Here is a 25,231-nt window from a genome sequence, read left to right on the forward strand (position 1 = left end):
AGTTGTGAGCGACACGCGAGAGGTCATCTCCGACGCACGCAGCGTGGTGGTCAAGATCGGCTCGTCGGCGATCACCAGTCTGGTGGGCGGCCTCGATCGTGGCAGGCTCGACCGGCTCGCAGACGCGATCGAGTCGCGGATGCGGTCGGGTTCGAGCGTCGTGGTGGTGTCGTCGGGCGCTGTCGGTGCCGGACTCGCGCCGCTGGGACTCACCACGCGGCCCCGCGATCTGGCCACGAAGCAGGCGGCGGCCAGCGTGGGGCAACTCGCCCTCGCTCACGCCTGGGGCACCTCGTTCGCCCGGTACGACCGGACCGTCGGGCAGGTGCTGCTCACTGCGGACGACATCGCCCGCCGCACCCAGCACCGGAACGCCCAGCGCACCCTCGATCGTCTGCGCGCCCTCGGGGCCGTGCCGATCGTGAACGAGAACGACACCGTCGCGACGGCGGAACTGCGGTTCGGTGACAACGACCGGCTCGCGGCTCTCGTCGCGCATCTCGTCGGTGCGGAGGCGCTGATCCTGCTGTCCGACGTCGACGGACTGTACGACGGTGATCCACGGAAGGGCGGGGCTCACTTCATTCCGGAGGTCACCAGTCCGGAAGACCTCGACGGTGTCGTCGCCGGGTCGGGCGGCGCACTCGGCACCGGGGGAATGGCCTCCAAGCTGTCCGCCGCGCGGCTCGCCGCGGACTCCGGTGTGCCGGTGCTGCTTGCCGCGGCGTCGGACGCCGCACGGGCACTGACCACCGCGGACGTCGGGACGGCGTTCTCGGCGCGTCCCGATCGTCTGTCTGCCCGGCTGTTCTGGGTGCGGCACGCCGCCGATACCCACGGCGCGCTGCATCTCGACGAAGGAGCCGTCCGCGCGGTCGTCGATCGCCGCCGGTCGTTGCTGCCCGCCGGAATCACCGGTAGCAGTGGCAATTTCCACGCCGGCGATGTTGTTGCCCTCATCGCTCCGGACGGCCGCACCGTGGCCCGCGGAGTGGTTGCCTACGACGTGGCCGAACTCGACTTCATGATCGGTTTCTCCACCCGGAACCTGCCCGCCGATCTGCATCGTCCCGTGGTGCACGCGGACGATCTGGTGCGAATCTAACTGTTACGCAGTCGGTGTCGGCTCGGCGACGCGGGATGTCAACGCCGCGAGCGATTCCGACGTTCCTGCCTCGATCTTGAGTGCGGCGAGAGAGTCACCGCGCGTCGGTCCCCGGTTGATGATCGCCACCGGTATGTCGCGTGCCACGGCGTGCCGCACGAACCGCAACCCGGACTGCACGGTCAGCGAACTCCCGGCGACGACGAGTGCGTCGGCCTCGTCTATCACCCGGAAGGCGTCGTCCACACGCGGCCGGGGCACGATCTCACCGAAGTACACGATGTCCGGTTTCAGCATCCCGCCACATCGTTCGCAGTCGACCACGACGAAGCCGTCGGTATCGGCCACGACCGCGTCCGCGTCGGGCGCCACTTCGAGTCCCGTGATCGCGCGGGCGCGTTCGGCAAACCCCGGGTTGGCGCCGGTGAGGCGTTCGTGGAGGGTGAATCGGGAGATCCGATGCTGACAGGCCAGGCAGCGAACCTGCGCGTACGTGCCGTGCAGATCGATGACGCGGCGACTGCCCGCCTTGGTGTGCAGGAGATCGACATTCTGGGTGATCACGCCGGTGACGCACCCGGCGTGCTCGAGCGCGGCCAGGGCGCGATGACCGACGTTGGGGCGGGCGGCGTCCATATGCCTCCAGCCCACGTGGTTGCGTGCCCAGTAGCGGCGCCGGAACACCGGGTCTCCGACGAACTGCTGGATCGTCATCGGGTTACGCGGCGGAGAATCCGGTCCGCGGTAGTCCGGAATGCCGGAGTCGGTGGAGACGCCGGCGCCGGTGAGCACGGCGACCCGCTTGCCGTCCACCAGGGACCACAGGGAGTCGAGGGAAGGTCGAACGTCGATCACCCCTTCTACGGTAGGCCGTCGTTGCCGACCGGCGAGCGGGGGAGCAGTGCACGCACCGCGTCGATCGTGTCCGCCTCTGCCGGCGATTTGTCCGGGCGGTAGCGCAGTACCCGCGCGAATCTGAGCGCCACCCCGCCCGGATAGCGCGTGCTGACCTGGGCACCGTCGAGTTCGATCTCCACTACCAGGCGCGGTTCGAGATAGACGGTGTGCTCGTCCCGGTGCGACTCGTGTAGCGGGAATTCGGCTGTCTGCCACCGCAGCAACTCGTCGGTGAGGCCCTTGAACGTCTTTCCCACCATGATCGGCGGGCCGCCGTCGGGATCGCGCGCGCCCAGATGCAGGTTCGACAGATATCCGGTCCGGCGCCCATAACCCCACTCGGCGGCCAGCACCACCAGATCGAGTGTGTGCTCGGGTTTGACCTTCTGCCACGCGCGTCCGCGCCGACCCGCGTTGTAGGGGGACACGAGGGATTTCACCATGACGCCTTCGTGCCCGTGATCGAGCGACGCCGCGAGGTGCGCCTGCGCACGCTCCGGGCCGGGCGCCGTCACCGCAGGTATCCGGTGTCGCGCGGCCACACGGTCGAGGGCGGCCAGTCGTTCGGACAGGGGAGCGTCGAGGAGGTCGTCTCCGTCGAGGTGCAGGCAGTCGAAGAAGTACGGATGCAGCAGCAGTTCGCGCTCGCTGCGTGCGCCGAATCGGCTCATGGTCTCCTGGAAGGGGCGGGGACGGCCGGAATCGGTCAAGGCGAGCGTCTCCCCGTCGAGCACCACACTGGTGCACGGCAGGCCGGCGACGAGGTCGACCAGTTCCGGTACGGACCCGGTGATGTCGCGCAACGTACGCGTGAAGATCCGTACCTCGTCTCCCGCACGATGAACCTGGATGCGTGCGCCGTCGAGTTTGTACTCCACACTCACCTCGCCGCCGAGTTCGGTGAGCGCGGAGGTGAGGGACTCGGCCGGCGAGGCAAGCATGGGCCGTACCGGCCGGCCCACCTCGATCCGGAACGCGGCCAGGGCGTCGAGCCCGCCCTCGAAGGCCGCCGCTGCCGTGCCGCTGAGCCGTCCGGAGAGCATGAAGGCGCGCCGCACCGCGTCGAGGGGAAGGCCTGCTGCCGCGGCCACGGCATCGGTCATCACCCCTTCGAGCGCCCCTTGACGTAGATCGCCGCCGAGCAGACGAACGAGGAAATGCTGTTCGCCGGCGGTTGCGCGTGAGAACAATTCGTCGAGCTGTGCTCGACGTGTCGCAGCAGAACCCGGGCCCGACGTCGTCGCGAGGGAGTCGAGGATCGAGGCCACCTCGGAGACCTCGAGCGTCGCCGTGCCGGCCGGCGACAGATCGAGGCCCGCGAGCGTGCGGAAACCGACTCCGATCCGTCCTTGGGCCAGTTCCCCGGAGAGCCACGACACCACCGATTCGACTTCGGCCGGATCGGCGCGCACGAGCAATGCGCGCAACGCCTCGGTCTTCGCGCGCCGTGAGCGGGTCCCCGCCACCGCGTCCGATGTCTCCACCACGCTCTCGAGCAACACAGCTCGACGGTAACGCGCGGCAGGGAGCACGGCACCGGAAAGTGCTGCGGTGTGGTGTCCGGCGCGCGAGGATGGGTGCACGCCGGCGGGCCGCACGCGGTGGCCCGTGGGTACACGAGGAGGGACCGCATGGGGAAGGACTCGTCGGAAGCCGTCGAACTCGAAGCCGACGGCCGTACGGTTCGGCTGTCGCATCCCGAGCGTGTGTACTTCCCCGAAGTCGGTGTCACCAAGCTCGACATCGCGAACTATTACCTGGCCGTGGGCGACGGCATCGTCCGCGCCTTGCGGGAACGGCCGTGCATGCTGCACCGGTTTCCGTCCGGCATCGAGGGGGAGAAGGTGCACCAGAAGCGGCTTCCCCATGGCGCGCCGGACTGGGTCGACACCGTCCGGGTCCACTTTCCGCGCTACAACCGCGACGCGGACGAGTTGTGCGTCACCCGCGTCGCCGACGTCGTGTGGGCCGTCCAGATGTCCACGGTCGAGTTCCATCCCTGGAACTCGCGCCGCGCCGACGTCGAACGTCCCGACGAGTGGCGCATCGACCTGGACCCGATGCCCGACTGCGGATTCGATCGCGTGGTGCGCGTGGCGGGAGTGGTACAGGAAGTCCTCGCCGAACTGGGCGCGGTCGGCTGGCCGAAGACGTCGGGTGGCCGGGGACTGCACGTCTACGTCCGGATCGAGCCCCGATGGGGGTTCGACGACGTACGCCGGGCCGCATGGGCATTCGCGCGGGAAGTCGAACGACGAGCGCCCCGGGATGTGACGACCACCTGGTGGCGTAAGGACCGCGACCAGTCGGCCGTGTTCGTCGACTACAACCAGAACGCGCGCGACCACACCCTCGCGAGCGCGTACTCGATTCGCGGGGTGGCCGACGCCCGTGTCTCGACGCCGGTCCGCTGGGAGGAAGTGCCCGATGTCGACCCGCGGGAATTCACCGTCGCGACCGTCCCGGACCGGTTCGCGAAATACGGGGACCTGCACGCGGGGATCGACGACGCCGTCTTCTCGCTCGACGCTCTTCTCGAATGGGCCGACCGGGACGAGGCGGAGAACGGGGATATCGGTCGCGCCGGTTCGTGACCCCCCGCACCAAGGCGCGCTCAGTACCCGGCGCTCGGGTCGATCACAGCGACGGGATCGAGCCCGGACGCAAACCGGGTGACGTTCTCCGTGACGTGCTCGAGGTAGGCGGGGATGCGTACCGCCGGGGGGTTGGAGTCGTGGGGTGTGATCATCGCATTCGGCATCGACCAGAGGGGGTGACCGTCGGGGAGAGGTTCCGGGTCGGTGACGTCCAGACCCACTCCCGCGATGGTGCCCTGTCGTAGCGCCTCCACCAGTGCCTCGGTATCGATGAGGCGTCCCCGGGCAACGTTGATCACCCACGCGGTGGGTTTCATGGCGGCAAGTTCCGGGGCGCCGACGAGTTGTTCGGTCTCGGTGGTCGAGGGTGCGGCGACGACGAAATGGTCTGCGAGGTGCCAGATCTCGTCGATCCTCTCGACGGGGTAGGTTTCGACAGCGCCGGGTACGGGACGGCCGCTGCGGGTCACGGCCAGGGCGCGTGCGCCCAGTGCCGCGAGCATGGGGATCAGTGCCCGGCCGATGCCACCGGCGCCGATGATGCCGATGGTGGATCCTCGCAACGTCCCGAGGGTGGGAAAGAAGGCCTCGGGCTCCCAGGAGGTTGCCTCGAGGTGGGCCGGCAGTGCCCGCACCCCGGCGAGCAGCAGCATGAGCGCGTGCTCGGCAACGGTCGCCGAGTACGCACCCGCGGCGGAGGTCCACATCACTTGCGGATGAGCCCGGACGATTCCTTCGGACAGCCAGCGCTCGACCCCGGCCGCCGGAAGCTGAACCCAGCGCACGGACCGGGGGAGCGACTCGGGAAACGAGTCGGGTCCGCCGGTCCAGACCAGCGCGTCGGGCGCGTCGTCGAGGTCGCACACCACCCCACCGCCACTGGTGACGGCTCGGACGAAGCGCTCGTCCGGCGCCGGACCGACAGCAATGCGGGGCGAGCGCTCGAAAGTCATGATTCGACTCTAAGCGCCCGCCCCGCAATTGGTCACGTGCTCGCGTCGCGCGTGGCGACCACCCGGGTGGGTATCAGGCGGGTTCTTCGACGAGCGGGTAGACACCGTTCTCGTCGTGGACCTCGCGACCCGTCACCGGAGGATTGAACACGCACATCATCCGCATCGTCGTGCGCGGCAGGACGCGGTGGCGTTCGTGGCCGTTGAGCAGGTACATCGAACCCGGACCCAGCTCGTACTCCACGTCGTTGTCCAGGTCCTGGAGGGTGCCCTCGCCTTCCACCAGCCACACCGCCTCGATGTGGTTCGCGTAGTGGAACTCGTTGACGGTGCCCGCCTTGATGGTCGTCTCGTGGAACGAGAAACCGACCTTGTCGCCGGCGAGCACGATCCGCTTGCTGGTCCAGTTGCCGTCTTCGGACGTGACGTCGCGATCGGTACCGGTGATCTCTTCAGTCGTACGAACGATCATGGGTGTCGAAAATCCTTAGGGGTGAGGGTTTCTCGGGAAAGGGGGAGCGGACTGCGCTCAGGCCTGCACCTTCGCGGTGGCCTCGGCGAGGATGTTGAGTCCGAACTCCAGCTCGTCGTCACTGATGGTCAGCGGCGGAAGGAGCTTGACCACCTCGTCGGACGGTCCCGAGGTTTCCGCGAGAAGACCCTCCTCGAAGGCGAGCTCGCAGACCTTCTGTGCGTTCTCGTGCTTCTCGAACACCAGTCCCTGGACGAGACCGCGACCGCGCGTCGAGACGCCGTCGAACATGTCGGACAGGTTCATGAACGTCTGCCGGATGCGCTCGCCCTTGCGCAGCGTTTCGCGCTCGAGCTTGTCGTCGGCCCAGTAGTGCTCGAGGGCGGCGGTAGCGGTGACGAACGCCGGATTGTTCCCACGGAAGGTGCCGTTGTGCTCGCCCGGGCCCCAGACGTCGAGTTCGCGCTTGAACAGCGTCAGCGCCAACGGCAGACCGTAGCCACCGATCGACTTCGACAGCGTGACGATGTCGGGGGTGATCCCGGCGACCTCGAAGGAGAAGAACGGGCCGGTGCGGCCGCATCCCATCTGCACGTCGTCGACGATCAGCAGGATGTCGCGTTCCTGGCACAGATCCGCCAGCGCGCGAAGCCATTCGGGGCGGGCGATATTGACGCCGCCTTCACCCTGAACGGTCTCGACGATGACCGCGGCGGGGCGGTTGAGGCCGCTGCCGGCGTCGTCGAGCACGCGGGAGAACCACTGGAAGTCCTCTGTGACTCCGTTGAAGTAGTTGTCGAACGGCATCGGGGTCGCGTGCACCAGCGGGACGCCGGCACCCGCGCGCTTCATGGAGTTGCCCGTGACCGACAGAGCGCCGAGCGTCATACCGTGGAAGGCGTTGGTGAAGTTGATGACCGACTCGCGCCCGGTGACCTTGCGGGCAAGCTTGAGTGCGGCCTCGACCGAGTTCGTGCCGGTAGGACCGGGGAACTGGACCTTGTAATCGAGCCCGCGGGGCTTGAGCACGAGCTGTTCGAACGTCTCGAGCAGGCGCCGCTTCGCGACGGTGTTCATGTCGAGGCCGTGGGTGATGCCGTCGCTCATGATGTAGTCCACGAGCGCGGACTTGAGGATCGGGTTGTTGTGCCCGTAATTGAGGGCGCCGGCGCCCGCGAAGAAGTCGAGGTAGTCCTTGCCGCTCTCACTGCGGAGCCAGGATCCGGACGCTTTTTCGAATACGGTGGGCCAGCTGCGGCTGTAGCTGCGCACTTCCGACTCGAGATGCGTGAAGATATCCATGTCGCCCGTCGTGCCGGGCTTGTGTTCCAGGATGGTCATGTGGTGGTCCTCCTGCGATATTTAAGAAACTCGAAGTGATCGATACCCGAATCTCGGGTGATCACTCTCCGATCGTGTAAAGATCCTCAGCCAGATGAGAATCCGGAAAATCGTCGGGCGCGAACAAATCGCTCCGGGTGATATGGGTTCCGCGGCGGCGAGCCAATGCGGTGAACATCGCGATCGACGCTGCGTTGTCGGGACTCACCGTGGTCTCGAGGCGGGTGACGCCGAGGGGGGCGAGCCTGTCGAGCAGAGTGTCCAGCATGCGGCCTGCGACGCCACGACCGCGCTGATCGGCGTCGACGGCGACCTGCCATACGAACAACGTCTGTGGCGACTCGGGTCGCAGGTATCCGGTCACGAAACCGACGGCGCGGTCGTGCTCGTCGGTGGCGACCACGGAAGACTCGGCGAAATCACGGCACCACAACACATACGCGTAACCGGAATTGACATCGAGTACCTGGGAGTCGCGGGCGATCTGCCACAGCCGTTTTCCGTCGGCGATGCGCGGACTCCGGAAACTCAATTCAGCCGGCTCTACAGATGGGGTACTACTTTCCGTAACGGGCTTCATAAGTCCTCGTAACTTAACAAGATTTGATGTCGAATTCACCCGTTTCGACTGGCTCGGGTGCTAAAGTCCGCGCTTCGTGCAGGTAGGACATGTGGTGTGATACCGGTCACGAACATGTAGCGTCTGGTCTCCTCGTAGCGATTACTTCGGGCTCGCGAGCGCGAACGGCAGCACCGCGTCGGCTCCGGCGGCGACGAGAGTCCTCGCCGCCATCGTGAGCGTCCAGCCGGTGTCGGTCACCGCATCGACGAGAAGGATCGGACCGCGCACTCCGCTGAGATCGGGCGTCTCCCACGCATCGACGAGCGCGGCGATCCGGTATGCCGAATTCGCGGCCGTCGCAGGGGGATGCCCCGTTCGGCGACGTAATACACCTAAATCCTGAAGTCGGCCCAGTTGTGACAGACGCGACGCGAGCGAGGCGGTGAGCACCGGGTGGTCCGGGGACTCGACGGCCATCACCGCGGTGGGTCGTTGCGCCCAATCCCAGGACGCGAGCACTGCCACCGACGCCTGCACCACCGCGTCGGGAACGGGACCGTCCGGAGCGTCGAGAAGCGCACGCAGGCGGGGACCCCAGCCCAGATCCGACAGTCTTCCCAGAACGCGCCCGGGCTCGGGGCCGTCGGTGATGCGGCCCGAGAGCTTCACACCGAGCGTCGCCATGCCCGTCGGCCACTGCCGTCGCGGGGGGAGGTCGACGCCGGGGCGCTCGAGGCGAGCCTTCGTCCTGGCCACCTCCGCCTCGTCCACGACGTCGGACCATCGCGACCCCGTGCAGTTGTCGCACCGGCCGCATCCCGGGGTGTCCGCGGTGAGTTCCGGATCGTCGAGCTGGCGGCGAAGGAAGACCATGCGGCACTCGGTGGTGCGCTCGTACTCGATCATCGCGTTCTGTTCGGCGGTGCGGGCTTCTTCGAGGCGGGCATACCGCTCGGCGTCGTACACCCACGGTTGTCCCGTCGCGATCCAACCGCCCTTCACCCGGCGGACCGCTCCGTCCACGTCCAGCACCTTGAGCACCATCTCGAGCCGTGACCGGTTGAGGTCGACACGCGGCTCCAATGCCTGGGTCGACAGCGGCCGTTCCGGGTCGAGCGCCTCGATGACCCGGCGCACCAGCGACTCTTCCGGGAACGCCACGGAGGCGAACCACTGCCAGATCTGCCGGTCCTCGGGGCCGGGGAGAAGCACGACTTCCGCGCGGTCCGTCGAACGGCCGGCCCGGCCGACCTGCTGGTAATAGGAGATAGGAGAGGACGGCGCCCCGAGATGGACGACGAAGCCCAGATCGGGCTTGTCGAACCCCATGCCCAGCGCCGACGTGGCGACCAGCGCCTTGACGCGGTTGGCCAGAAGGTCCGACTCGAGCTGCTCCCGTTCGGCCGGGTCGGTCTGACCGGTGTACGCGGCGACGGCGTAGCCGTGGTCCGACAGCAGTGCCGCGAGATCGCGTGCGGCCGACACCGTCAGCGTGTACACGATGCCCGAACCCGGAAGCTCGTCCAGATGCTGGGCCAGCCAGGCCGCACGACGAGCCGGTTCGTCGATGCGGACCACCGACAGGTGCAGTGAGGGGCGGTCCAGTCCGCCGCGCAGAACGAGTGTTCCGTCGGACGACGACGCCGGCTCTCCGGGCACACCCGACCGGACCTGAGCGCCGACTCCCAGTTGCGCGGCGACGTCGGCGACCACCCGATCGTTGGCGGTCGCGGTGGTGGCCAGAACCGGCACTCCGTCGCCGAGGTCGGCGACGAGCGTGCGGATACGCCGGTAGTCGGGACGGAAATCGTGGCCCCAGTCCGATACACAGTGCGCTTCGTCCACGACGACGAGACCCGCGTCGCGTGCGAGAGCCGGGAGCACCTGATCGCGGAAGTCGGGGTTGTTGAGCCGTTCCGGACTGACGAGCAGGACGTCGACATCACCGGACCGGATCCGTTCGTGGATCTCGTCCCACTCCGTCATGTTGCCGGAGTTGATGGTCGCGGCCCGCACACCTGCTCGTTCGGCGGCGGCGACCTGGTTGCGCATCAGTGCCAGCAGTGGGGACACGATCACCGTCGGGCCGTGTCCGTGCGCCCGCAGCAGTTTGGCGGAGATGAAATAGACGGCGGATTTTCCCCAACCGGTGCGCTGGACCACGAGTGCCCGGCGGCGCTGGACGACGAGCGCCTCGATCGCGGTCCACTGGTCGTCGCGCAAGCGGGCGTCCGGTCCGGCAAGCTCTCGGAGGAGGTGTTCGGCGTCGTCGCGCAGACCGTCGGTGGGGATGCTCATTGCCCCATCGTGCCCGACATCACCGACTCGTACGGTGGCACTGCGAATCGGAGCGGCCCACCGTCGGCGGGTCGGGTACGCGTTTTTTCACGACGAGTGGCGCGTTCGTTCGGTGAGCGGTGCCGAGTGAGCGACGAACGCATCCAACGGTTGTCCTCCGTCCGCCTGCCCTGCGCCACCGTCCGCGCGACGCGCGGCGCCCGGGAACCTTGTGCGCAGAGCCGAAAGTATCTGTCACACAAGATGTTTGCCCGACAAGGTGGCGTATACGATACGACGCCGGACGCCGGCCGCAACGTGATCGGGATCGCGCCCGTTCGGCGAGTGTGATCGGCGAGTCTCTCGGCCCCTCTATCCTCATCGCCATGCACGCACCCACCCTTTCCTCTGCGCCGTCGAAGGCGGAGACAGTCGCCGGAGTCACCTCCGCGGGCCGCATCCGCAACGAATCCTTCAGGCGCAAGATCGTTTCCGCCGAGGAGGCGGTGCGGCACATTCGCTCCGGCGACACCGTCGCGATCAGTGGCTTCGCGAGCGCGGGTACCCCCAAGCGGGTCACTCCGGCACTGGCCGAGCACATTCGCCGTGCTCGGGCGGGCGGTGACGACTTCACGATCAATCTTCTCACCGGAGCCTCGGTGTCGACGGAGACCGAACGGTTGCTCGCCGAGGCGGACGGCATCGCTCTGCGCATGCCGTACCAAGCCGAGCCGACCGCGCGCGGACGTATCAACGACGGCCGCATGGATTACGTCGACATCCACCTGTCGCACGTGGCGCAGCAGGTGTGGGAGGGCTACTACGGGCACGTCGACGTCGCGGTCGTCGAAGTCTCCGGCATCACCGAGTCCGGTGAACTGATCCCCGCCACCTCCGTGGGAAACAACAAGACGTGGCTCGATGTCGCCGAGAAGATCGTGCTCGAGGTCAATTCCTGGATCCCCGATGCCATGGCCGGTGTCCACGACATCTACTACGGCACCGCGCTCCCGCCGCACCGCACCCCGATCCACCTCACCGATGTCGAGGACCGGATCGGGCAGCAGACCTTCCGGGTCGACCCGGCGCGCGTGGTCGCGGTGGTCGAGACCGATGTGTCGGACAGCGCGAACCCGCTGACGGCGCCGGACGCGACCAGTCAGGCCATCGCCGGGCATGTGCTCGACTTCTTCGCGCACGAGGTGGCCGCCGGGCGCCTCCCCGCCGACACTCTGCTGCCGCTGCAGTCCGGTGTCGGCAACGTTGCCAACGCGGTGCTCGCCGGACTCTCCAGCGGGCCGTACCGCGGGCTGACGTGCTACTCGGAGGTCATCCAGGACGGCATGCTGGAACTCATCGCGAACGGGACGGTGCGCTACGCGTCGTCCACCGCGCTCGCGCTGTCCGAGGCGGGCCTCGACGAGTTCGTGCGCAACATCGACTTCTACCGCAACCACATCGTGCTGCGCCCCCAGGAGATCAGCAACCATCCCGAGATCGTGCGCAGGCTCGGCATCATCGCCATGAACGGGATGCTCGAGGCCGACATCTACGGCAACGTCAATTCCACCCATGTCATGGGCACGCGCATCATGAACGGCATCGGTGGCTCGGGTGACTTCACCCGCAACGGTTACCTGTCGATGTTCCTCAGCCCGTCGACCGCGCGCAACGGCGCGATCTCCTCGATCGTGCCGATGGTGCCGCACGTCGACCACACCGAACACGACGTCCAGGTGATCGTCACCGAACAGGGCCTCGCCGACGTGCGCGGCCTGTCGCCGCGCCGGCGGTCCCGGGTGGTCATCGAGCGTTGTGCCCATCCCGATTTCCGGGCGGAACTACACGACTACGTCGATCGGGCCGAGGCGCTGCCCGGGGCCGGTCAGACGCCACACCTTCTCGACGAGGCGTTCTCGTTCCACAGCCGGTTCCAGCGCACCGGCACGATGCGCGCGGCCGCCGGGCAGTAACGGCACAGCCGCATCGGCAGCGGGTGACGGTTCAGGGCCCGCCGATCGGGGCGGGATCGATCTCCTGCTGGGGGAGCGTCTCGGCAATGGATGCCGAAACGTCCTGCAGCGGTGTCGGTCCCGACCCGTTGGGTACCGTCAGCGCGATGTAGACGGGACGGTCGACGGCGAACCACGTGCTCGCGTCGATGCCCTGCTGTGCGCCCGAGATCTCGAACCACTGGACCTGGTCGATGACCGTCAGCGCCGCGGCCTGATCGAATTCGGCGGGCCGCTCGAGTCCGCATCGCAACACGACCTCCGCGCCGTCTGCGGACTGCCACGCCGCGGCGCCGGCCGGTGCGGGATCGGCGAGTTCGGCGCGCGTGTAGTCGCCGAGATCCTCGGGCAGCGCGCCGAGCAGTGAGGTGCAGGATTCCGACTCGGCGTCGGGGGCGGGCACCGGACCCAGCCCGACCGGAGAGTTGACCGGGGTGCGCGCGACGAACACGGCGGCAACCACCACGCCCACCAGCAGTGCCACCGGCAGCGCGATCGCAGTCGCGATCAGTGCGGGATGGCGACGCGGTTCGGAGGGTGTCGTCTGCTCGGACCCGGCGGTGTCGGCGGGTTCCTGCTCGTCAGGACCCTGGTCGCCGGGTTCCTGCTCGGAAGAATGTGTGTTGTTCATGGTGTCCAGCGTCGGAGGGATGATGTCGGCAACGGTAGCGTGGAACGAACGTAGCAGGGGGCGTACCGGCCCGTATCCGCTGCCGACCGAGAAAGAGGCGCCCATCACCGTGGCAGATCAGACCGGCCCCACCGTCTCCGACATCGGCGAGTTTCCCGCCATCGCCCGTGCGATCGCGGGACGACGGCAACCCCGCACGACCCTGGTAGGACCGGGGCACGACTCTGCGGTCGTCGCCGCGGCCGACGGGAGAATCGCGGTATCCACCGACATGCTGGTCGAGGGCCGGCACTTTCGCTTCGACTGGTCGAGCCCGCACGAGGTCGGACGCAAAGCCGTCGCGCAGAACGGTGCCGATGTCGCCGCGATCGGGGCCCGGCCGGTCGCGTTCGTCGTGGGACTCGGCTGCCCGCCGGAGACGCCCGCCGCCGTGCTCGACGAGATCTCCGCAGGCATCGGTGAAGCAGCCGAAGCGCTCGGAGCAGGAGTTGTCGGCGGCGATCTCGTCCAGGCGCGCGAGGTGATCGTGTCGGTCACGGTCCTCGGTGACCTGGAGGGTCGTGCGCCGCTGCTGCGCTCGGGTGCCCGCCCCGGGGACGTCGTGGCTCTTGCCGGGAATGTGGGGCGGTCGGCAGCAGGTCTCGCCGTGCTCGTCGCCGGCCTCGACGGTTATCGGGATCTCGTCGACGCGCACCGCGTGCCCTCACCCCCGTACGACGCCGGCCCCGCCGCCGCCGATGCCGGTGCCCGCGCCGGAACCGACATCTCCGACGGTCTCGTCGCCGACCTCGGGCACATCGCCACCGCGTCGGACGTTGCGATCGATGTGGATCGCGCCGCGATCACACCCGACGAGCGTCTCGTCGCCGCCGGGGCGGAGTTGGGCGCGGACCCGTGGGAATGGGTGCTCGCAGGCGGCGAGGATCACGCGCTGGCAGCGTGCTTCCCACCGGGCGTGATGCTGCCCAGCGGGTGGCGGCGCATCGGAACAGTGCGGCAGGGGCGCGGGGTGACCGTCGACGGCAGGCCTCCGGCCGGTCCCGGAGGGTGGCACAGCTTTTCGCCCGGTACCTCGAGATAGGTTGGGCGACATGGCTCTCTATGCACTCGGTGATCGCGTTCCCGATATCCACCCCGATGCCTGGATTCATCCCGATGCGGTCGTGATCGGAAACGTCACACTCGGTGCCCGCGCGTCGGTATGGCCCACGGCGGTCCTGCGCGCGGACTACGGGACGATCACCATCGGTGAGGAAACCAACATCCAGGACGGAACGATCGTCCACTGCACCGCGATCGAGCCCACCGTCATCGGCGCGCGGTGTGTGGTGGGGCACAACGTGCACATCGAGGGCGCGACGATCGGCGACGGCGCTCTCATCGGATCCGGATCGCTCGTCCTCAACGGATCGACCATCGGCGCCGGCGCCCAGGTTGCCGCCGGAGCGCTGATCCCGCCGCGATTCGAGTTGCCGGCCCGCCGGATGGCGATGGGCGTGCCCGCAAAGGTTCGCGACGGAGTCGAGATCCCGGAAGGCCACTTCGACGCGAACGCGAAGATGTACGCGGCCAACGCCGAGTACTACCGCACCGCACTGCGTCGACTCGACTGACCGGGCCACCATCGTGTCGGGGAACCCAGTGCACGACCCGCGACATCAAGCACGAATCAGGAGCAGGAGAACGTGACAGAGCAGGCCGCCCGAGTGAGCAAGCCGTTGTCCGAGATCATCGAGCCCGGCTGGGCGCAGGCGCTCGCTCCGGTCGCCGACGACATCGCCTCGATGGGACAGTTCCTGCGGGCGGAACTGGCAGCGGGGCGTTCCTACCTTCCGGCCGGGGCCGATGTCTTGCGGGCATTCGCGCAACCCTTCGACGAGGTGCGGGTGCTCATCGTCGGACAGGATCCGTATCCGACTCCGGGACATGCTGTGGGCCTGAGCTTTTCGGTGGATCCGGCGGTCCGGCCCATTCCCCGCAGCCTGACCAACATCTATCGCGAGTACACCGAGGATCTCGGATTGCCGCTGCCCCCGAACGGTGATCTCTCACCGTGGACCGAACGCGGCGTGCTGCTGCTCAACCGGGTTCTCACCGTAGCTCCGGGACAAGCCGCCTCACATCGGGGCAAGGGCTGGGAGAAAGTCACCGAGCAAGCGATCCGCGCGCTGGTTGCCCGTCGGGCACCGCTCGTCGCCATCCTGTGGGGTCGCGACGCCGGGACTCTCGTACCGATGCTCGGTGATGTGCCCACGGTGCAGTCGGCGCATCCGTCGCCGTTGTCGGCGTCGCGCGGATTCTTCGGGTCGCGGCCCTTCAGCCGGGCGAACGCGCTGCTCGTCGAACAGGGCGCGGAGCCGGTGGACTGGCGACTGGCCTGACCACCGGCACCGCACCGCACGTCGTCAGGAGCGAGCGCGCACAGCAGACCAGTCGGGGCGGCGCTTCTCGACGAACGAGTCGACGCCTTCGATGCCCGTGGGTGTGGTCGCGGCTGCCGAGATGGCAGCGGCTTCGGCGTCGAGATGATCGGAGAGCGACCGGGAATCGGACTCGGCGACGAGTTTCCGGATGGACGCGTACGACTGGGTCGGACCGTGAGCGAGCGTCCGGGCGATACGCAGCGCCTCGCTCCCGATCTCGTCGTCGGCCACCAACCTGCTGAGCAGTCCGAGCCGGACGCCTTCGTCGGCGTTGATCACCGCGTCGGTCATGATGATCTCCCGCGCGCGTGCAGGACCGACGATCCGGGGCAAGGTCCACGACATGCCGCCGTCGGGAGAAAATCCGATCGACGGGTAGGCGGCACGCATCTTGGTGCCGGGACCGGCGAGCGCGATGTCGGCATGCAGAACGATGCTCATGCCGGCGCCGGCGGCCCAGCCGTGCACAGCCGCGACGACCGGAACGCCGATCGCGTCGATCTCCCGGATGAAATCGTGGAACAGGTTCGCGATGTCGAACAGATGCGCGCCCCGGTCCTCGGCACCCGCGAAGCCGCGGACGTTGCCGCCCGCGCAGAAATTGCTGCCCTCGCCGACGAGCAGGACCGCACCGATCTCGGGACCGGCGGCCCGGAGTGCCGCGGTGCCCTGTTCCATCCCCGCGGGGGACAGGGAAGTGCCGTGCTCGGCGGTGGCCACGGCGATCTGCAGCACGCCGTCCTCGATCTGCACGAGGGACTTATTGTTTTCGCTCATTCCGGCACACTATCCGGCACCCGACGCGAACGACGAAGGCCCCCTGCGCTTTCGCGCCGGGGGCCTTCGTCTGCAGCTCGACCTAGGTCAGCGCGTAACCTTGCCTGCCTTCAGGCAGGAGGTGCACACGTTGATCTTGCGGGTGTTGCCCGGGGCAACCTGAGCGCGGACGCTCTGGATGTTCGGGTTCCAGCGACGATTGGTACGCCGGTGCGAGTGCGAGACCGACTTCCCGAAGCCGGGGCCCTTGGCGCATACGTCGCAGACGGCAGCCATGTCGCGAACTCCTTGTGTGTCTAGTGGATAATGCATCTTCTCTGGTCTTGCTTCGCGTCCTACAAACACGGGGAACAGGGTCACCCGTGCGAGGCAACCCAATCAGCTTAGCGAACTCCACGGCGGATGACCAAACCGGACGTATGCACGACCCCCGGCTACTCTTTCGGGCAGAGGATGAACAGCGACGTAGAGGGGTGTGAGCTGGTGCTCGAGGTCGGGGACACGGTCGGCGGGCGCGCGCTGCGGCGATGGGCCGAGATCGCGCTCGAAGCCCTCGAAGAGCGCCGCCACGAGATCAACACCCTCAACGTCTTCCCTGTTCCGGACGGCGATACCGGCACCAACCTCGTGCTCACTCTCCACTCCGCCGTCGAGAACATCGGTGGCCCCGTCGACGGTGCGCTCACCGCGTGGGACGTGTCGGAGCGCCTGGCACGCGGCGCGTTCCTGGGCGCCCGGGGGAACTCGGGAGTCATCGTCGCCCAGGCCTTGCGAGGAGTCGCCGACGCCATGTCCGGGCACACCACCGTCGACGGCCGCGGACTCGCGGACGCACTGGCGCGGGCGTCGACACTGGTGATGAAAGCGCTGAGCACGCCCGCCGAAGGCACCATCGTCAGTGTCCTCGACGCCGCGGCGGACGGTGCGGAACGTGCGGCCCGTGACCCCGGTGCCACGGTCTGCGACGTCACGGTGGCCGCCGCCGACGCCGCAGCGGACGCCCTGCAGCGAACCCCCGCGCAACTCGACGTACTGGCCGAAGCGGGAGTCGTCGATGCCGGCGGCCTCGGACTCGTGATACTCCTCGACTGCCTGGTCGAAGTCACCACCGGGCAACGGCCCCGCCGTCGCATCCAGGTCACCGGACCACCCGTCCCGGCGGCGGCGAGTTCCGCGTCCGAACCCTCCCGTGCACCGCGGACCGAGACGCAGCAGGACTACGAAGTGATGTACGTCGTCGAGCGCGCCGAAACCGAGGACATCGACGTCCTCCGGGTCCGGCTCGACGCGCTGGGCGACTCGGTGGCGGTCGTCGGGGACGGCGCCGGGTCCTGGTCGGTCCATGTGCACTGCTGCGATCCCGGCGCTGCGGTGGAAGCCGGACTCGCCGCCGGTTCCCTGATCCGCATCGACATCACGTGCTTCGCGCTGGACGCCGCGACAGGCGACGCGTGCTCGGCGCAGCCCGGTATTCCCGCCACGGTGGTGCCGCTCACGGCAGTCGGTACCGCGCCGCGGGCTGTACTCGCTGTGGTGGCAGGCCACGGCACGAGGGAGTTGTTCGAATCCGAAGGTGCCGCCGTGTTGCACGCGGACACGGACTTCGGTCCGCACCTCCTCCTCGAGGCGATTCGCGCCCTGCCCAGCGGTGACGTGCTGGTCCTGCCGAACGGTTCACTGTCGGCGCAGGACGTCGTCGCCGTGGGTGTGCAGGCTCGGTCCGAGAACCGGAACGTGATGTTCCTGCCGAGTTCGTCGATGGTGCAGGGGCTGGCGGCGCTGGCCGTCCACGATCCCGGCCGCGCGACGGTCGACGACGCGTTCGCGATGTCCGAAGCCGCGGCCGCCGTCCGGTGGGGTTCGTTGCGCATAGCAGAGGAACGGGCTCTGACCTGGGTGGGAACGTGCGAGCCGGGCGACAGCCTCGGCTTGTCGGGACATGATGTCGTAGTCATCGAGCATGATCTGGTGGCAGCGGGAGTGTCTCTGCTCGACAAGATCCTCGCCGCGGGCGGAGAGCTCGTGACGATGCTGGTCGGCTCCGACGCTCCCGACGGACTTGCCGAGCAGCTGACCGAGCACCTCGATCGCCGTCATCCCGCGCTGGAGGTTGTGGTGTACCGGGGCGGCCAGTGCAGCGACCTGCTGCAGCTCGGCGTCGAGTAGTCGGTGCGCCGCGAGGGCCACCACACGGAATGCGGAAGGGACGGCAGTGGCGACACTCGCGGACCGGCTCGATCATCTCCTCGGGCACAAGACGGCGGATGCCCTGTCCGACGCGTTCGGGATGACCACGGTCGAGGACCTGCTGCGGCACTACCCGCACCGTTACGCGACGCAAGGAGCGGAACTCGGTGAGAGCCGCCCCGTCGAAGGCCAGCACATCACGATCATCGCGCGTGTCGAATCCGCGCAGGAAGTGCCGATGAAATCGCGCGCGGGCAAGCGACTCGCGGTCCGGCTGCGATCCGACCGGCACACCATCGACGTCACGTTCTTCAACCCGCACAAGGTCAAGCACAACATCAAACCGGGCGTCCGGGCGATGTTCTCCGGCACCGTCAAGTACTTCCGCGACAAGTGGAGCCTGACCCACCCCAGCTACGTGGTTCTGCCCGAACCTCGCACCGCCGCCGACCTCGTCTCCGCAGCCCCCGCGCGCGTCCGAGGTGCGGGTGCGCTCGCCGGCCTCGCACGTACCGCGCAGGACGCGGCGGGTGTCGACATGTCGGTGTTCGACCGCGCGTTGATCCCGATGTACCCCGCGACCCGCGACGTCGAGTCGTGGACGGTGATGCGCTGTGTGCGCCAAGTCCTCGACCAGCTCGATCCCGTCGAAGACCCGCTGCCCGACTGGGTGCTGGCCGACCGGGGTTTCATCGGCCTCGACGAGGCGCTGCGCTCGGTCCATCTCCCCGACACCAAGGAGGAGGTGGACCGCGCCCGCGACCGGCTCAAGTTCGACGAAGCCGCGGCCGTGCAGCTCGTGCTGGCGCAACGGCGCCACGACGTGGAGGTGCGCTCGGCACCGGCGTGCGCGCGCCGCGACGGGGGACTGGCCGAGGAGTTCGATCGGCGTCTGCCCTTCGAGCTGACCGCGGGCCAGCTCGCCGTCGCCGAAGAGATCTCCGCCGACGTGTCGCGTCCGCACCCGATGAACCGGTTGCTACAGGGTGAGGTGGGTTCCGGTAAGACGATCGTGGCGTTGCGGGCGATGCTGCAGGTGATCGACGCGGGACACCAGTGTGCGCTGCTCGCACCCACCGAGGTGCTCGCGGCGCAGCACGCCCGGTCATTGACCGCGATGCTCGGCGATCTGGCGTCGGCCGGAGAACTCGGAGCTCATGAACTCGCGACCCGCGTGACTCTGCTCACCGGCTCGATGAGTACGGCCCGGAAGCGGAAGGCGCTCAACGAGGCGGTCACCGGCGACGCCGGGATCGTCATCGGCACGCACGCGCTGATCCAGGACGGTGTGAACTTCTTCGACCTGGGACTGGTCGTCGTCGACGAGCAACACCGCTTCGGCGTCGAACAGCGTGATTCGCTGCGTTCCCGCGGCCGCGACGGCGCGTCCCCGCACGTGCTCGTGATGACCGCGACACCGATCCCGCGCACCATCGCGATGACGGTGCTCGGCGACCTCGAGGTCTCCACCCTCCGGGAACTGCCGCGTGGTCGTTCGCCGATCGTGAGCCGGGTGGTGCCGGCGAAAGTGCATCCGACGTGGGTCGACCGCGCCTGGGAACGCATCCGGGAAGAGGTCGCGGACGGCAGGCAGGCCTATGTGGTGTGCTCGAGGATCGGCGACGGAGATACCGACGAGGACCTCCCCGTCGACCCGGGCGAGCAGGGCGCCGCACCGGCCGGCAAGTCACGCGCACGCGCGTCCGGTGCGCAGGAGCCCCCCGAGACGACCTCCGTGCTCGAACTTCACGAGATGCTCGCCTCCGGCCCTCTCCGCGATCTGAACGTCGGACTCCTCCACGGCCGGTTGCCCGCCGACGACAAGGACGCGGTCATGCGCGAGTTCAACGACGGTGCCGTCGACGTGCTCGTCTGCACCACCGTGGTCGAGGTCGGCGTCGACGTGCCGAACGCGACCGTGATGGTGATCGTCGATGCCGACCGATTCGGTGTGAGCCAGTTGCACCAGTTGCGCGGGCGCGTCGGCCGAGGCGGTCACCAGGGCTTGTGCCTGCTGGTGACCGACACGAAGCCGGGATCCCCGACGATGACCCGCCTCCAGGCGGTCGCGGGAACGACCGACGGGTTCGAACTCGCGCAACTCGACCTGCAGTTGCGCCGCGAGGGCGATGTTCTGGGCAAGGCGCAGTCGGGCACGGTGACCACGCTGCGTCTGCTTTCGCTCGTCGACGACGGGGACGTCATCGAAGCCGCCCGGGCGTTCGCGCGGACCGTCACCGATCAGGACCCGGGACTACGGGAGCACCCGGGTCTGGCGAGCATGGTGACGGCTGCGCTCGACACCGAGAGCATCGAGTATCTGGACAAGTCCTGAGCCGCGATCCCGGTGTTACGTTTCGCGCACCGTCTCCGGGAGCGGGCCGAGAGGTTACGGCGAGAGGGCTGAGGGGATTGCCGGCGTGTTACCTCTGAGACGTCTGAATTGTTCCAGTCGTCACAGGTAGCCACACTTTCCCAGGATATGGAACCGGGGCAGCGAATCGATTGTTACGTCGCGGTACCGTCGTCCAATGTTCTCCAAAGTGCTTGTCGCCAACCGTGGCGAGATCGCGATCCGGGCGTTCCGTGCCGCCTACGAACTGGGCGCCGGAACTGTCGCGGTGTTCCCGTACGAAGACCGCAACTCGCTCCACCGCCTGAAAGCGGACGAGGCGTACCAGATCGGCGACGAAGGTCATCCCGTCCGGACTTACCTGTCCGTGGACCGGATCGTCGACGCCGCCGTGTCCGCCGGGGCCGACGCGATCTATCCCGGTTACGGCTTCCTCTCGGAGAACCCCGAACTGGCAGCGGCATGCGCGAACGCCGGCATCACCTTCGTCGGCCCGCCCGCCGAGATCCTCGAGCTGACCGGCAACAAGGCGCGCGCGATCGCAGCGGCGAAAGCCGCCGGTCTGCCGGTGCTGGCGTCGTCGGAACCCTCCGCCGACGTCGACGCTCTGGTGGCCGCGTCCGAGAACATGCATTTCCCGATCTTCGTCAAGGCCGTCGCCGGTGGTGGCGGACGAGGCATGCGCCGCGTCGCCGAGCCCGACCAGTTGCGGGAGTCCATCGAAGCCGCGTCGCGTGAAGCCGACGCCGCCTTCGGCGATCCGACCGTGTTCCTCGAGCAGGCCGTGGTCAACCCCCGGCACATCGAGGTGCAGATCCTCGCCGACAACTACGGCAACGTCATCCATCTCTACGAGCGCGACTGCTCGCTTCAGCGCCGCCACCAGAAGGTGATCGAGTTGGCGCCCGCGCCGAACCTCGACCCCGCACTCCGCGATCGCATCTGCGCGGACGCGGTCGCGTTCGCACGGGAGATCGGTTACCAGTGCGCCGGCACGGTCGAATTCCTCGTCGACGAGCGCGGCAACCACGTGTTCATCGAGATGAACCCGCGCATCCAGGTCGAGCACACGGTCACCGAGGAGATCACCGACGTCGACCTCGTCCAGGCACAGCTGCGCATCGCAGCCGGCGAATCGCTCGAGGATCTGGGGTTGAGCCAGGACAAGATCACCATCCGCGGTGCCGCGCTGCAGTGCCGCATCACGACGGAGGATCCCGCCAACGGGTTCCGGCCCGATACCGGACGCATCACCGGCTACCGGACCCCCGGCGGCGCCGGTATCCGCCTCGACGGTGGCACCTCGGTGGGCGCCGAGATCTCGGCGCACTTCGACTCCATGCTCGTCAAGCTCACCTGCCGCGGCCGCGACTTCGACGCGGCGGTGGCGCGTGCCCGCCGCGCGGTCGCCGAGTTCCGTATCCGCGGAGTCTCCACCAACATCCCGTTCCTCCAGGCCGTCCTCGTCGACGAGGACTTCCGGGCCGGGCGCGTCAACACCTCGTTCATCGAGCAGCGCCCGCAGCTTCTGACGCTGCGCTCGTCGGCGGACCGCGGAACGAAAATCCTCACCTACCTGGCCGACGTCACGGTCAACAAACCGCACGGTGAGCGGCCGACCACGGTTTACCCGCACGACAAGCTGCCGGACATCGATCTGAGCACCCCGCCGCCGGCAGGCTCGCGGCAACGGCTTCTCGAACTCGGCCCGGAGGGGTTCGCACGCGCCCTACGCGAGCAGAAGGCGGTCGGCGTCACCGACACCACCTTCCGCGATGCGCACCAGTCGCTGCTCGCGACGCGGGTCCGCAGCAAGGACCTGCTCACCGTCGCCGGGCACGTCGCCCGCATGACGCCCGAACTGCTCTCGATCGAGGCCTGGGGCGGCGCGACCTACGACGTGGCACTGCGCTTCCTGCACGAGGATCCGTGGGAACGACTCGCCGCACTGCGCGAAGCGATCCCGAACATCAATCTCCAGATGCTCCTGCGGGGCCGAAACACTGTCGGCTACACCCCGTACCCCGAGGCCGTGACCCGTGCCTTCGTGCAGGAAGCCGCGGCCACCGGCATCGACATCTTCCGCATCTTCGACGCACTCAACAACGTCGATCAGATGCGCCCCGCGATCGACGCGGTCCGGGAGACCGGCACGACGATCGCCGAGGTCGCCCTCTCGTACACCGGTGATCTGTCGAACCCGAACGAGACGATCTACACCCTCGACTACTACCTGAAGCTGGCCGAGCACATCGTCGAGGCCGGCGCGCATGTGCTCGCCATCAAGGACATGGCCGGACTTCTGCGCGCACCCGCCGCGGCCACTCTCGTGTCGGCATTGCGCAAGAATTTCGACCTCCCGGTGCACGTGCACACCCACGACACCCCCGGTGGCCAGCTGGCGACCTACCTCGCGGCGTGGCACGCGGGCGCCGACGCGGTCGACGGTGCGTCGGCGGCGTTGGCCGGAACGACGAGCCAGCCGGCGTTGTCGGCGATCGTGGCCGCGGCGGCGAACAGCGAGTTCGACACAGGCCTGGATCTGCAGGCCGTGTGCGACCTCGAGCCGTACTGGGAGGCGCTGCGCAAGGTCTACAAGCCGTTCGAGTCGGGCCTTCCGGCTCCGACCGGTCGTGTCTACACCCACGAGATTCCGGGTGGTCAGCTGTCGAACCTGCGTCAGCAGGCCATCGCACTGGGTCTCGGCGACCGCTTCGAAGACGTCGAGGCGGCGTACGCCGGGGCTGACCGCCTGCTCGGGCGGCTCATCAAGGTCACACCGTCGTCGAAGGTGGTCGGCGACCTCGCGCTGCACCTCGTCGGTGCGGGCGTGTCGGTCGACGAGTTCGCGGCGGACCCGGGCAAGTTCGACATCCCGGATTCGGTGATCGGATTCCTGCGCGGCGACCTGGGCACGCCGGCGGGCGGATGGCCCGAGCCGTTCCGCAGCAAGGCGCTGGCGGGCCGTGCCGACGCGAAGCCGGAAAAGCAGCTGACCGCGGACGAAGAAAAAGGCCTGGTCGCGTCGTCGTCCGAACGCCGGCGCACGCTCAACCGGCTGCTGTTCCCCGGCCCCGCCAAGGACTTCGAGAACCACCGCGAGCAGTACGGGGACACCACAGAGCTGTCCGCCAACCAGTTCTTCTACGGGCTCCGGCAGAGTGACGAACACCGGGTGCGCCTGGACAAGGGCGTCGAACTGCTCATCGGCCTCGAGGCGATCTCGGACGCCGACGAGCGCGGTTTCCGCACGGTGATGTGCATTCTCAACGGGCAGTTGCGCCCGGTGGCGGTGCGTGACCGCTCCGTCGCGTCCGAGGTGCCCGCGGCGGAGAAGGCCGACCGGAACCACCCCGGCCACGTCGCGGCGCCGTTCGCCGGAATGGTGACCCTGGTGGTCTCCGAAGGCCAGACCGTCTCGGCCGGCGACACCGTCGCCACCATCGAGGCGATGAAGATGGAAGCGGCGATCACCGCTCCTCGCGGAGGCCGCGTCGCGCGGGTCGCGATCGGTCCCGTGCAGCAGGTCGAAGGCGGCGACCTGCTCGTAGAGGTGTCCACCGCGGACAGCGCCGAGTGACACGCATCGTTGCCGGGACGGCCGGGGGGCGGCGCCTGAAGGTGCCGCCCCGCGGGACCCGGCCTACCTCGGAGCGGGTGCGCGAGGCGCTCTTCAGTTCGCTCGAAGCACGAATGGACCTCGACGGCGCCGCGGTCCTGGACCTGTTTGCCGGGTCCGGCGCACTCGGTCTCGAAGCACTGTCGAGGGGTGCTGCCCATGCCCTGCTCGTCGAATCGGATGCGAAAGCGGCCGCGGTGATCCGGGAGAACATCGCGACCGTGCGGGTGCCGGGAGCCGTCTTGCGTACGGCACCGGTGGCGGCGGTGCTCGCCGCTCCTGCCGATCGTGTGTACGACCTCGTGCTCGCCGACCCGCCCTACGCCGTGGACGAGCAGCAGATCGCGGCGATACTGGACGCGCTCCTTGCCGGCGGCTGGGTAAGGGAGGACTCCGTCGTGGTGCTCGAGCGGTCGTCACGATCACCGGAAACGGTGTGGCCGGACGCATTCGAGCCGGGACGTACACGTAGATATGGGGAGAGCAGGATCGAAATCGCTACCTGCTACGGTGCTGGGTCATGAGCCGCGCGGTCTGCCCAGGATCCTTCGACCCGGTGACCAACGGGCACCTCGACGTCATCGGACGGACTTCCCTCCAGTTCGACGAGGTCGTGGTGACGGTGGTGATCAACCCGAACAAACAGGGGATGTTCACCGTTCCGGAGCGACTCGACATGCTCGCCGAAGCGACATCGCATCTGGGGAACGTGACCGTCGATTCGTGGCAGGGCCTTCTCGTCGACTACGCGAAGGCGAACGACATCTCCGCGATCGTCAAAGGTCTGCGCGGCGCCAACGACTTCGACTACGAGTTGCAGATGGCCCAGATGAACCACAAGCTCACCGGTGTCGACACCCTGTTCGTAGCGACCAATCCCGCATTCGGTTACCTCTCCAGTTCACTGGTCAAAGAGGTCGCGACGTACGGGGGAGACGTGCACGACATGCTGCCCGCGGCCGTCCACGAACGGCTGCTCGCCCGCATCGCGGAACGGGCCGCTGCCCGCAACGGCGGCCGCTGAG

Annotated in this window: 21 protein-coding genes; 11 read left to right on the forward strand and 10 right to left on the reverse strand. The window is 68.1% G+C overall.

Translation table 11 applies throughout. The annotated features are described in order from the left end of the window. The first annotated feature begins 4 nt into the window (after nt 1-4). Nucleotides 5-1,105, forward strand: coding sequence for a glutamate 5-kinase (gene proB / locus HF877_RS07240; protein ID WP_169620505.1), 1,101 nt, complete (start codon nt 5-7; stop codon nt 1,103-1,105). Between the two features lie 3 nt (nt 1,106-1,108). Here the strand turns inward: proB and HF877_RS07245 are convergent, their stop codons facing one another. After that, on the reverse strand, nt 1,109-1,960 hold the full coding sequence (locus tag HF877_RS07245) for an NAD-dependent protein deacetylase (protein ID WP_169620506.1): 852 nt from the start codon (nt 1,958-1,960) through the stop codon (nt 1,109-1,111). Nucleotides 1,961-1,965: 5 nt separating this feature from the next. Next, the gene (locus HF877_RS07250) at nt 1,966-3,504 is read right to left on the reverse strand and encodes an ATP-dependent DNA ligase (RefSeq protein ID WP_169620507.1); all 1,539 of its coding nucleotides are present in this window, start codon (nt 3,502-3,504) and stop codon (nt 1,966-1,968) included. Nucleotides 3,505-3,633: 129 nt separating this feature from the next. Here HF877_RS07250 and ligD point away from each other — a divergent pair, with 129 nt between their 5' ends. Continuing rightward, complete coding sequence (ligD, locus tag HF877_RS07255; protein ID WP_169620508.1) at nt 3,634-4,596, forward strand: non-homologous end-joining DNA ligase; 963 nt, start codon at nt 3,634-3,636, stop codon at nt 4,594-4,596. Between the two features lie 20 nt (nt 4,597-4,616). Here ligD and HF877_RS07260 read toward each other — a convergent pair whose 3' ends face one another. The 5 genes from HF877_RS07260 to HF877_RS07280 form a co-directional block, all read right to left on the reverse strand. Next, nucleotides 4,617-5,552: a D-isomer specific 2-hydroxyacid dehydrogenase family protein gene (locus HF877_RS07260; RefSeq protein WP_169620509.1), complete on the reverse strand. Its 936-nt coding sequence runs from the start codon at nt 5,550-5,552 to the stop codon at nt 4,617-4,619. Nucleotides 5,553-5,625: 73 nt separating this feature from the next. Then, entirely contained in the window at nt 5,626-6,024 is a 399-nt protein-coding gene (locus HF877_RS07265) for an ectoine synthase (RefSeq protein WP_169620510.1), read from the reverse strand. 57 nt (nt 6,025-6,081) lie between these two features. After that, nucleotides 6,082-7,365: a diaminobutyrate--2-oxoglutarate transaminase gene (gene ectB, locus HF877_RS07270; RefSeq protein ID WP_169620511.1), complete on the reverse strand. Its 1,284-nt coding sequence runs from the start codon at nt 7,363-7,365 to the stop codon at nt 6,082-6,084. A gap of 61 nt (nt 7,366-7,426) precedes the next feature. Beyond that, entirely contained in the window at nt 7,427-7,945 is a 519-nt protein-coding gene (gene ectA, locus HF877_RS07275; protein WP_169620512.1) for a diaminobutyrate acetyltransferase, read from the reverse strand. Nucleotides 7,946-8,086: 141 nt separating this feature from the next. Beyond that, nucleotides 8,087-10,225, reverse strand: coding sequence for a DEAD/DEAH box helicase (locus HF877_RS07280; protein WP_169620513.1), 2,139 nt, complete (start codon nt 10,223-10,225; stop codon nt 8,087-8,089). Between the two features lie 365 nt (nt 10,226-10,590). Here HF877_RS07280 and HF877_RS07285 point away from each other — a divergent pair, with 365 nt between their 5' ends. Then, on the forward strand, nt 10,591-12,177 hold the full coding sequence (locus HF877_RS07285; RefSeq protein ID WP_169620514.1) for an acetyl-CoA hydrolase/transferase family protein: 1,587 nt from the start codon (nt 10,591-10,593) through the stop codon (nt 12,175-12,177). A 31-nt stretch (nt 12,178-12,208) separates the two neighbouring features. Here HF877_RS07285 and HF877_RS07290 read toward each other — a convergent pair whose 3' ends face one another. Then, a complete protein-coding gene (locus HF877_RS07290; protein WP_169620515.1) occupies nt 12,209-12,847 on the reverse strand; it encodes a DUF3515 domain-containing protein in 639 nt (212 codons plus the stop codon). A 109-nt stretch (nt 12,848-12,956) separates the two neighbouring features. Here HF877_RS07290 and HF877_RS07295 point away from each other — a divergent pair, with 109 nt between their 5' ends. The 3 genes from HF877_RS07295 (at nt 12,957) to HF877_RS07305 (ending at nt 15,228) form a co-directional block, all read left to right on the forward strand. Beyond that, on the forward strand, nt 12,957-13,928 hold the full coding sequence (locus HF877_RS07295) for a thiamine-phosphate kinase (protein WP_296550968.1): 972 nt from the start codon (nt 12,957-12,959) through the stop codon (nt 13,926-13,928). A 10-nt stretch (nt 13,929-13,938) separates the two neighbouring features. Beyond that, entirely contained in the window at nt 13,939-14,460 is a 522-nt protein-coding gene (locus HF877_RS07300; protein WP_169620516.1) for a gamma carbonic anhydrase family protein, read from the forward strand. 72 nt (nt 14,461-14,532) lie between these two features. Further along, nucleotides 14,533-15,228, forward strand: coding sequence for a uracil-DNA glycosylase (locus HF877_RS07305; RefSeq protein WP_346765086.1), 696 nt, complete (start codon nt 14,533-14,535; stop codon nt 15,226-15,228). Nucleotides 15,229-15,252: 24 nt separating this feature from the next. Here HF877_RS07305 and HF877_RS07310 read toward each other — a convergent pair whose 3' ends face one another. Further along, entirely contained in the window at nt 15,253-16,047 is a 795-nt protein-coding gene (locus HF877_RS07310; RefSeq protein WP_169620517.1) for an enoyl-CoA hydratase-related protein, read from the reverse strand. Between the two features lie 87 nt (nt 16,048-16,134). After that, nucleotides 16,135-16,323, reverse strand: a complete 189-nt coding sequence (gene rpmB / locus HF877_RS07315; RefSeq protein ID WP_072698660.1) for a 50S ribosomal protein L28 — start codon at nt 16,321-16,323, stop codon at nt 16,135-16,137. A 177-nt stretch (nt 16,324-16,500) separates the two neighbouring features. On the opposite strand from rpmB, the gene HF877_RS07320 reads away from it, so the two are divergent. The 5 genes from HF877_RS07320 to coaD all read left to right on the forward strand — a co-directional run bounded on the left by HF877_RS07320 (nt 16,501) and on the right by coaD (nt 25,230). Next, entirely contained in the window at nt 16,501-18,213 is a 1,713-nt protein-coding gene (locus HF877_RS07320; protein ID WP_169620518.1) for a DAK2 domain-containing protein, read from the forward strand. A 46-nt stretch (nt 18,214-18,259) separates the two neighbouring features. Further along, entirely contained in the window at nt 18,260-20,569 is a 2,310-nt protein-coding gene (gene recG, locus HF877_RS07325; RefSeq protein WP_169620519.1) for an ATP-dependent DNA helicase RecG, read from the forward strand. A gap of 196 nt (nt 20,570-20,765) precedes the next feature. Then, a complete protein-coding gene (locus HF877_RS07330) occupies nt 20,766-24,167 on the forward strand; it encodes a pyruvate carboxylase (RefSeq protein ID WP_169620520.1) in 3,402 nt (1,133 codons plus the stop codon). Beyond that, nucleotides 24,164-24,730, forward strand: a complete 567-nt coding sequence (gene rsmD, locus HF877_RS07335; protein WP_169620521.1) for a 16S rRNA (guanine(966)-N(2))-methyltransferase RsmD — start codon at nt 24,164-24,166, stop codon at nt 24,728-24,730. Before HF877_RS07330 ends, rsmD begins: the two co-directional genes overlap by 4 nt. Next, nucleotides 24,727-25,230, forward strand: coding sequence for a pantetheine-phosphate adenylyltransferase (coaD, locus tag HF877_RS07340; protein WP_169620522.1), 504 nt, complete (start codon nt 24,727-24,729; stop codon nt 25,228-25,230). The genes rsmD and coaD overlap by 4 nt, the downstream gene beginning before the upstream one ends. Nucleotide 25,231: the final 1 nt, after the last annotated feature.

The sequence above is a fragment of the Rhodococcus sp. BL-253-APC-6A1W genome (assembly GCF_012843405.1).
Classification (GTDB): Bacteria; Actinomycetota; Actinomycetes; order Mycobacteriales; family Mycobacteriaceae; genus Rhodococcus.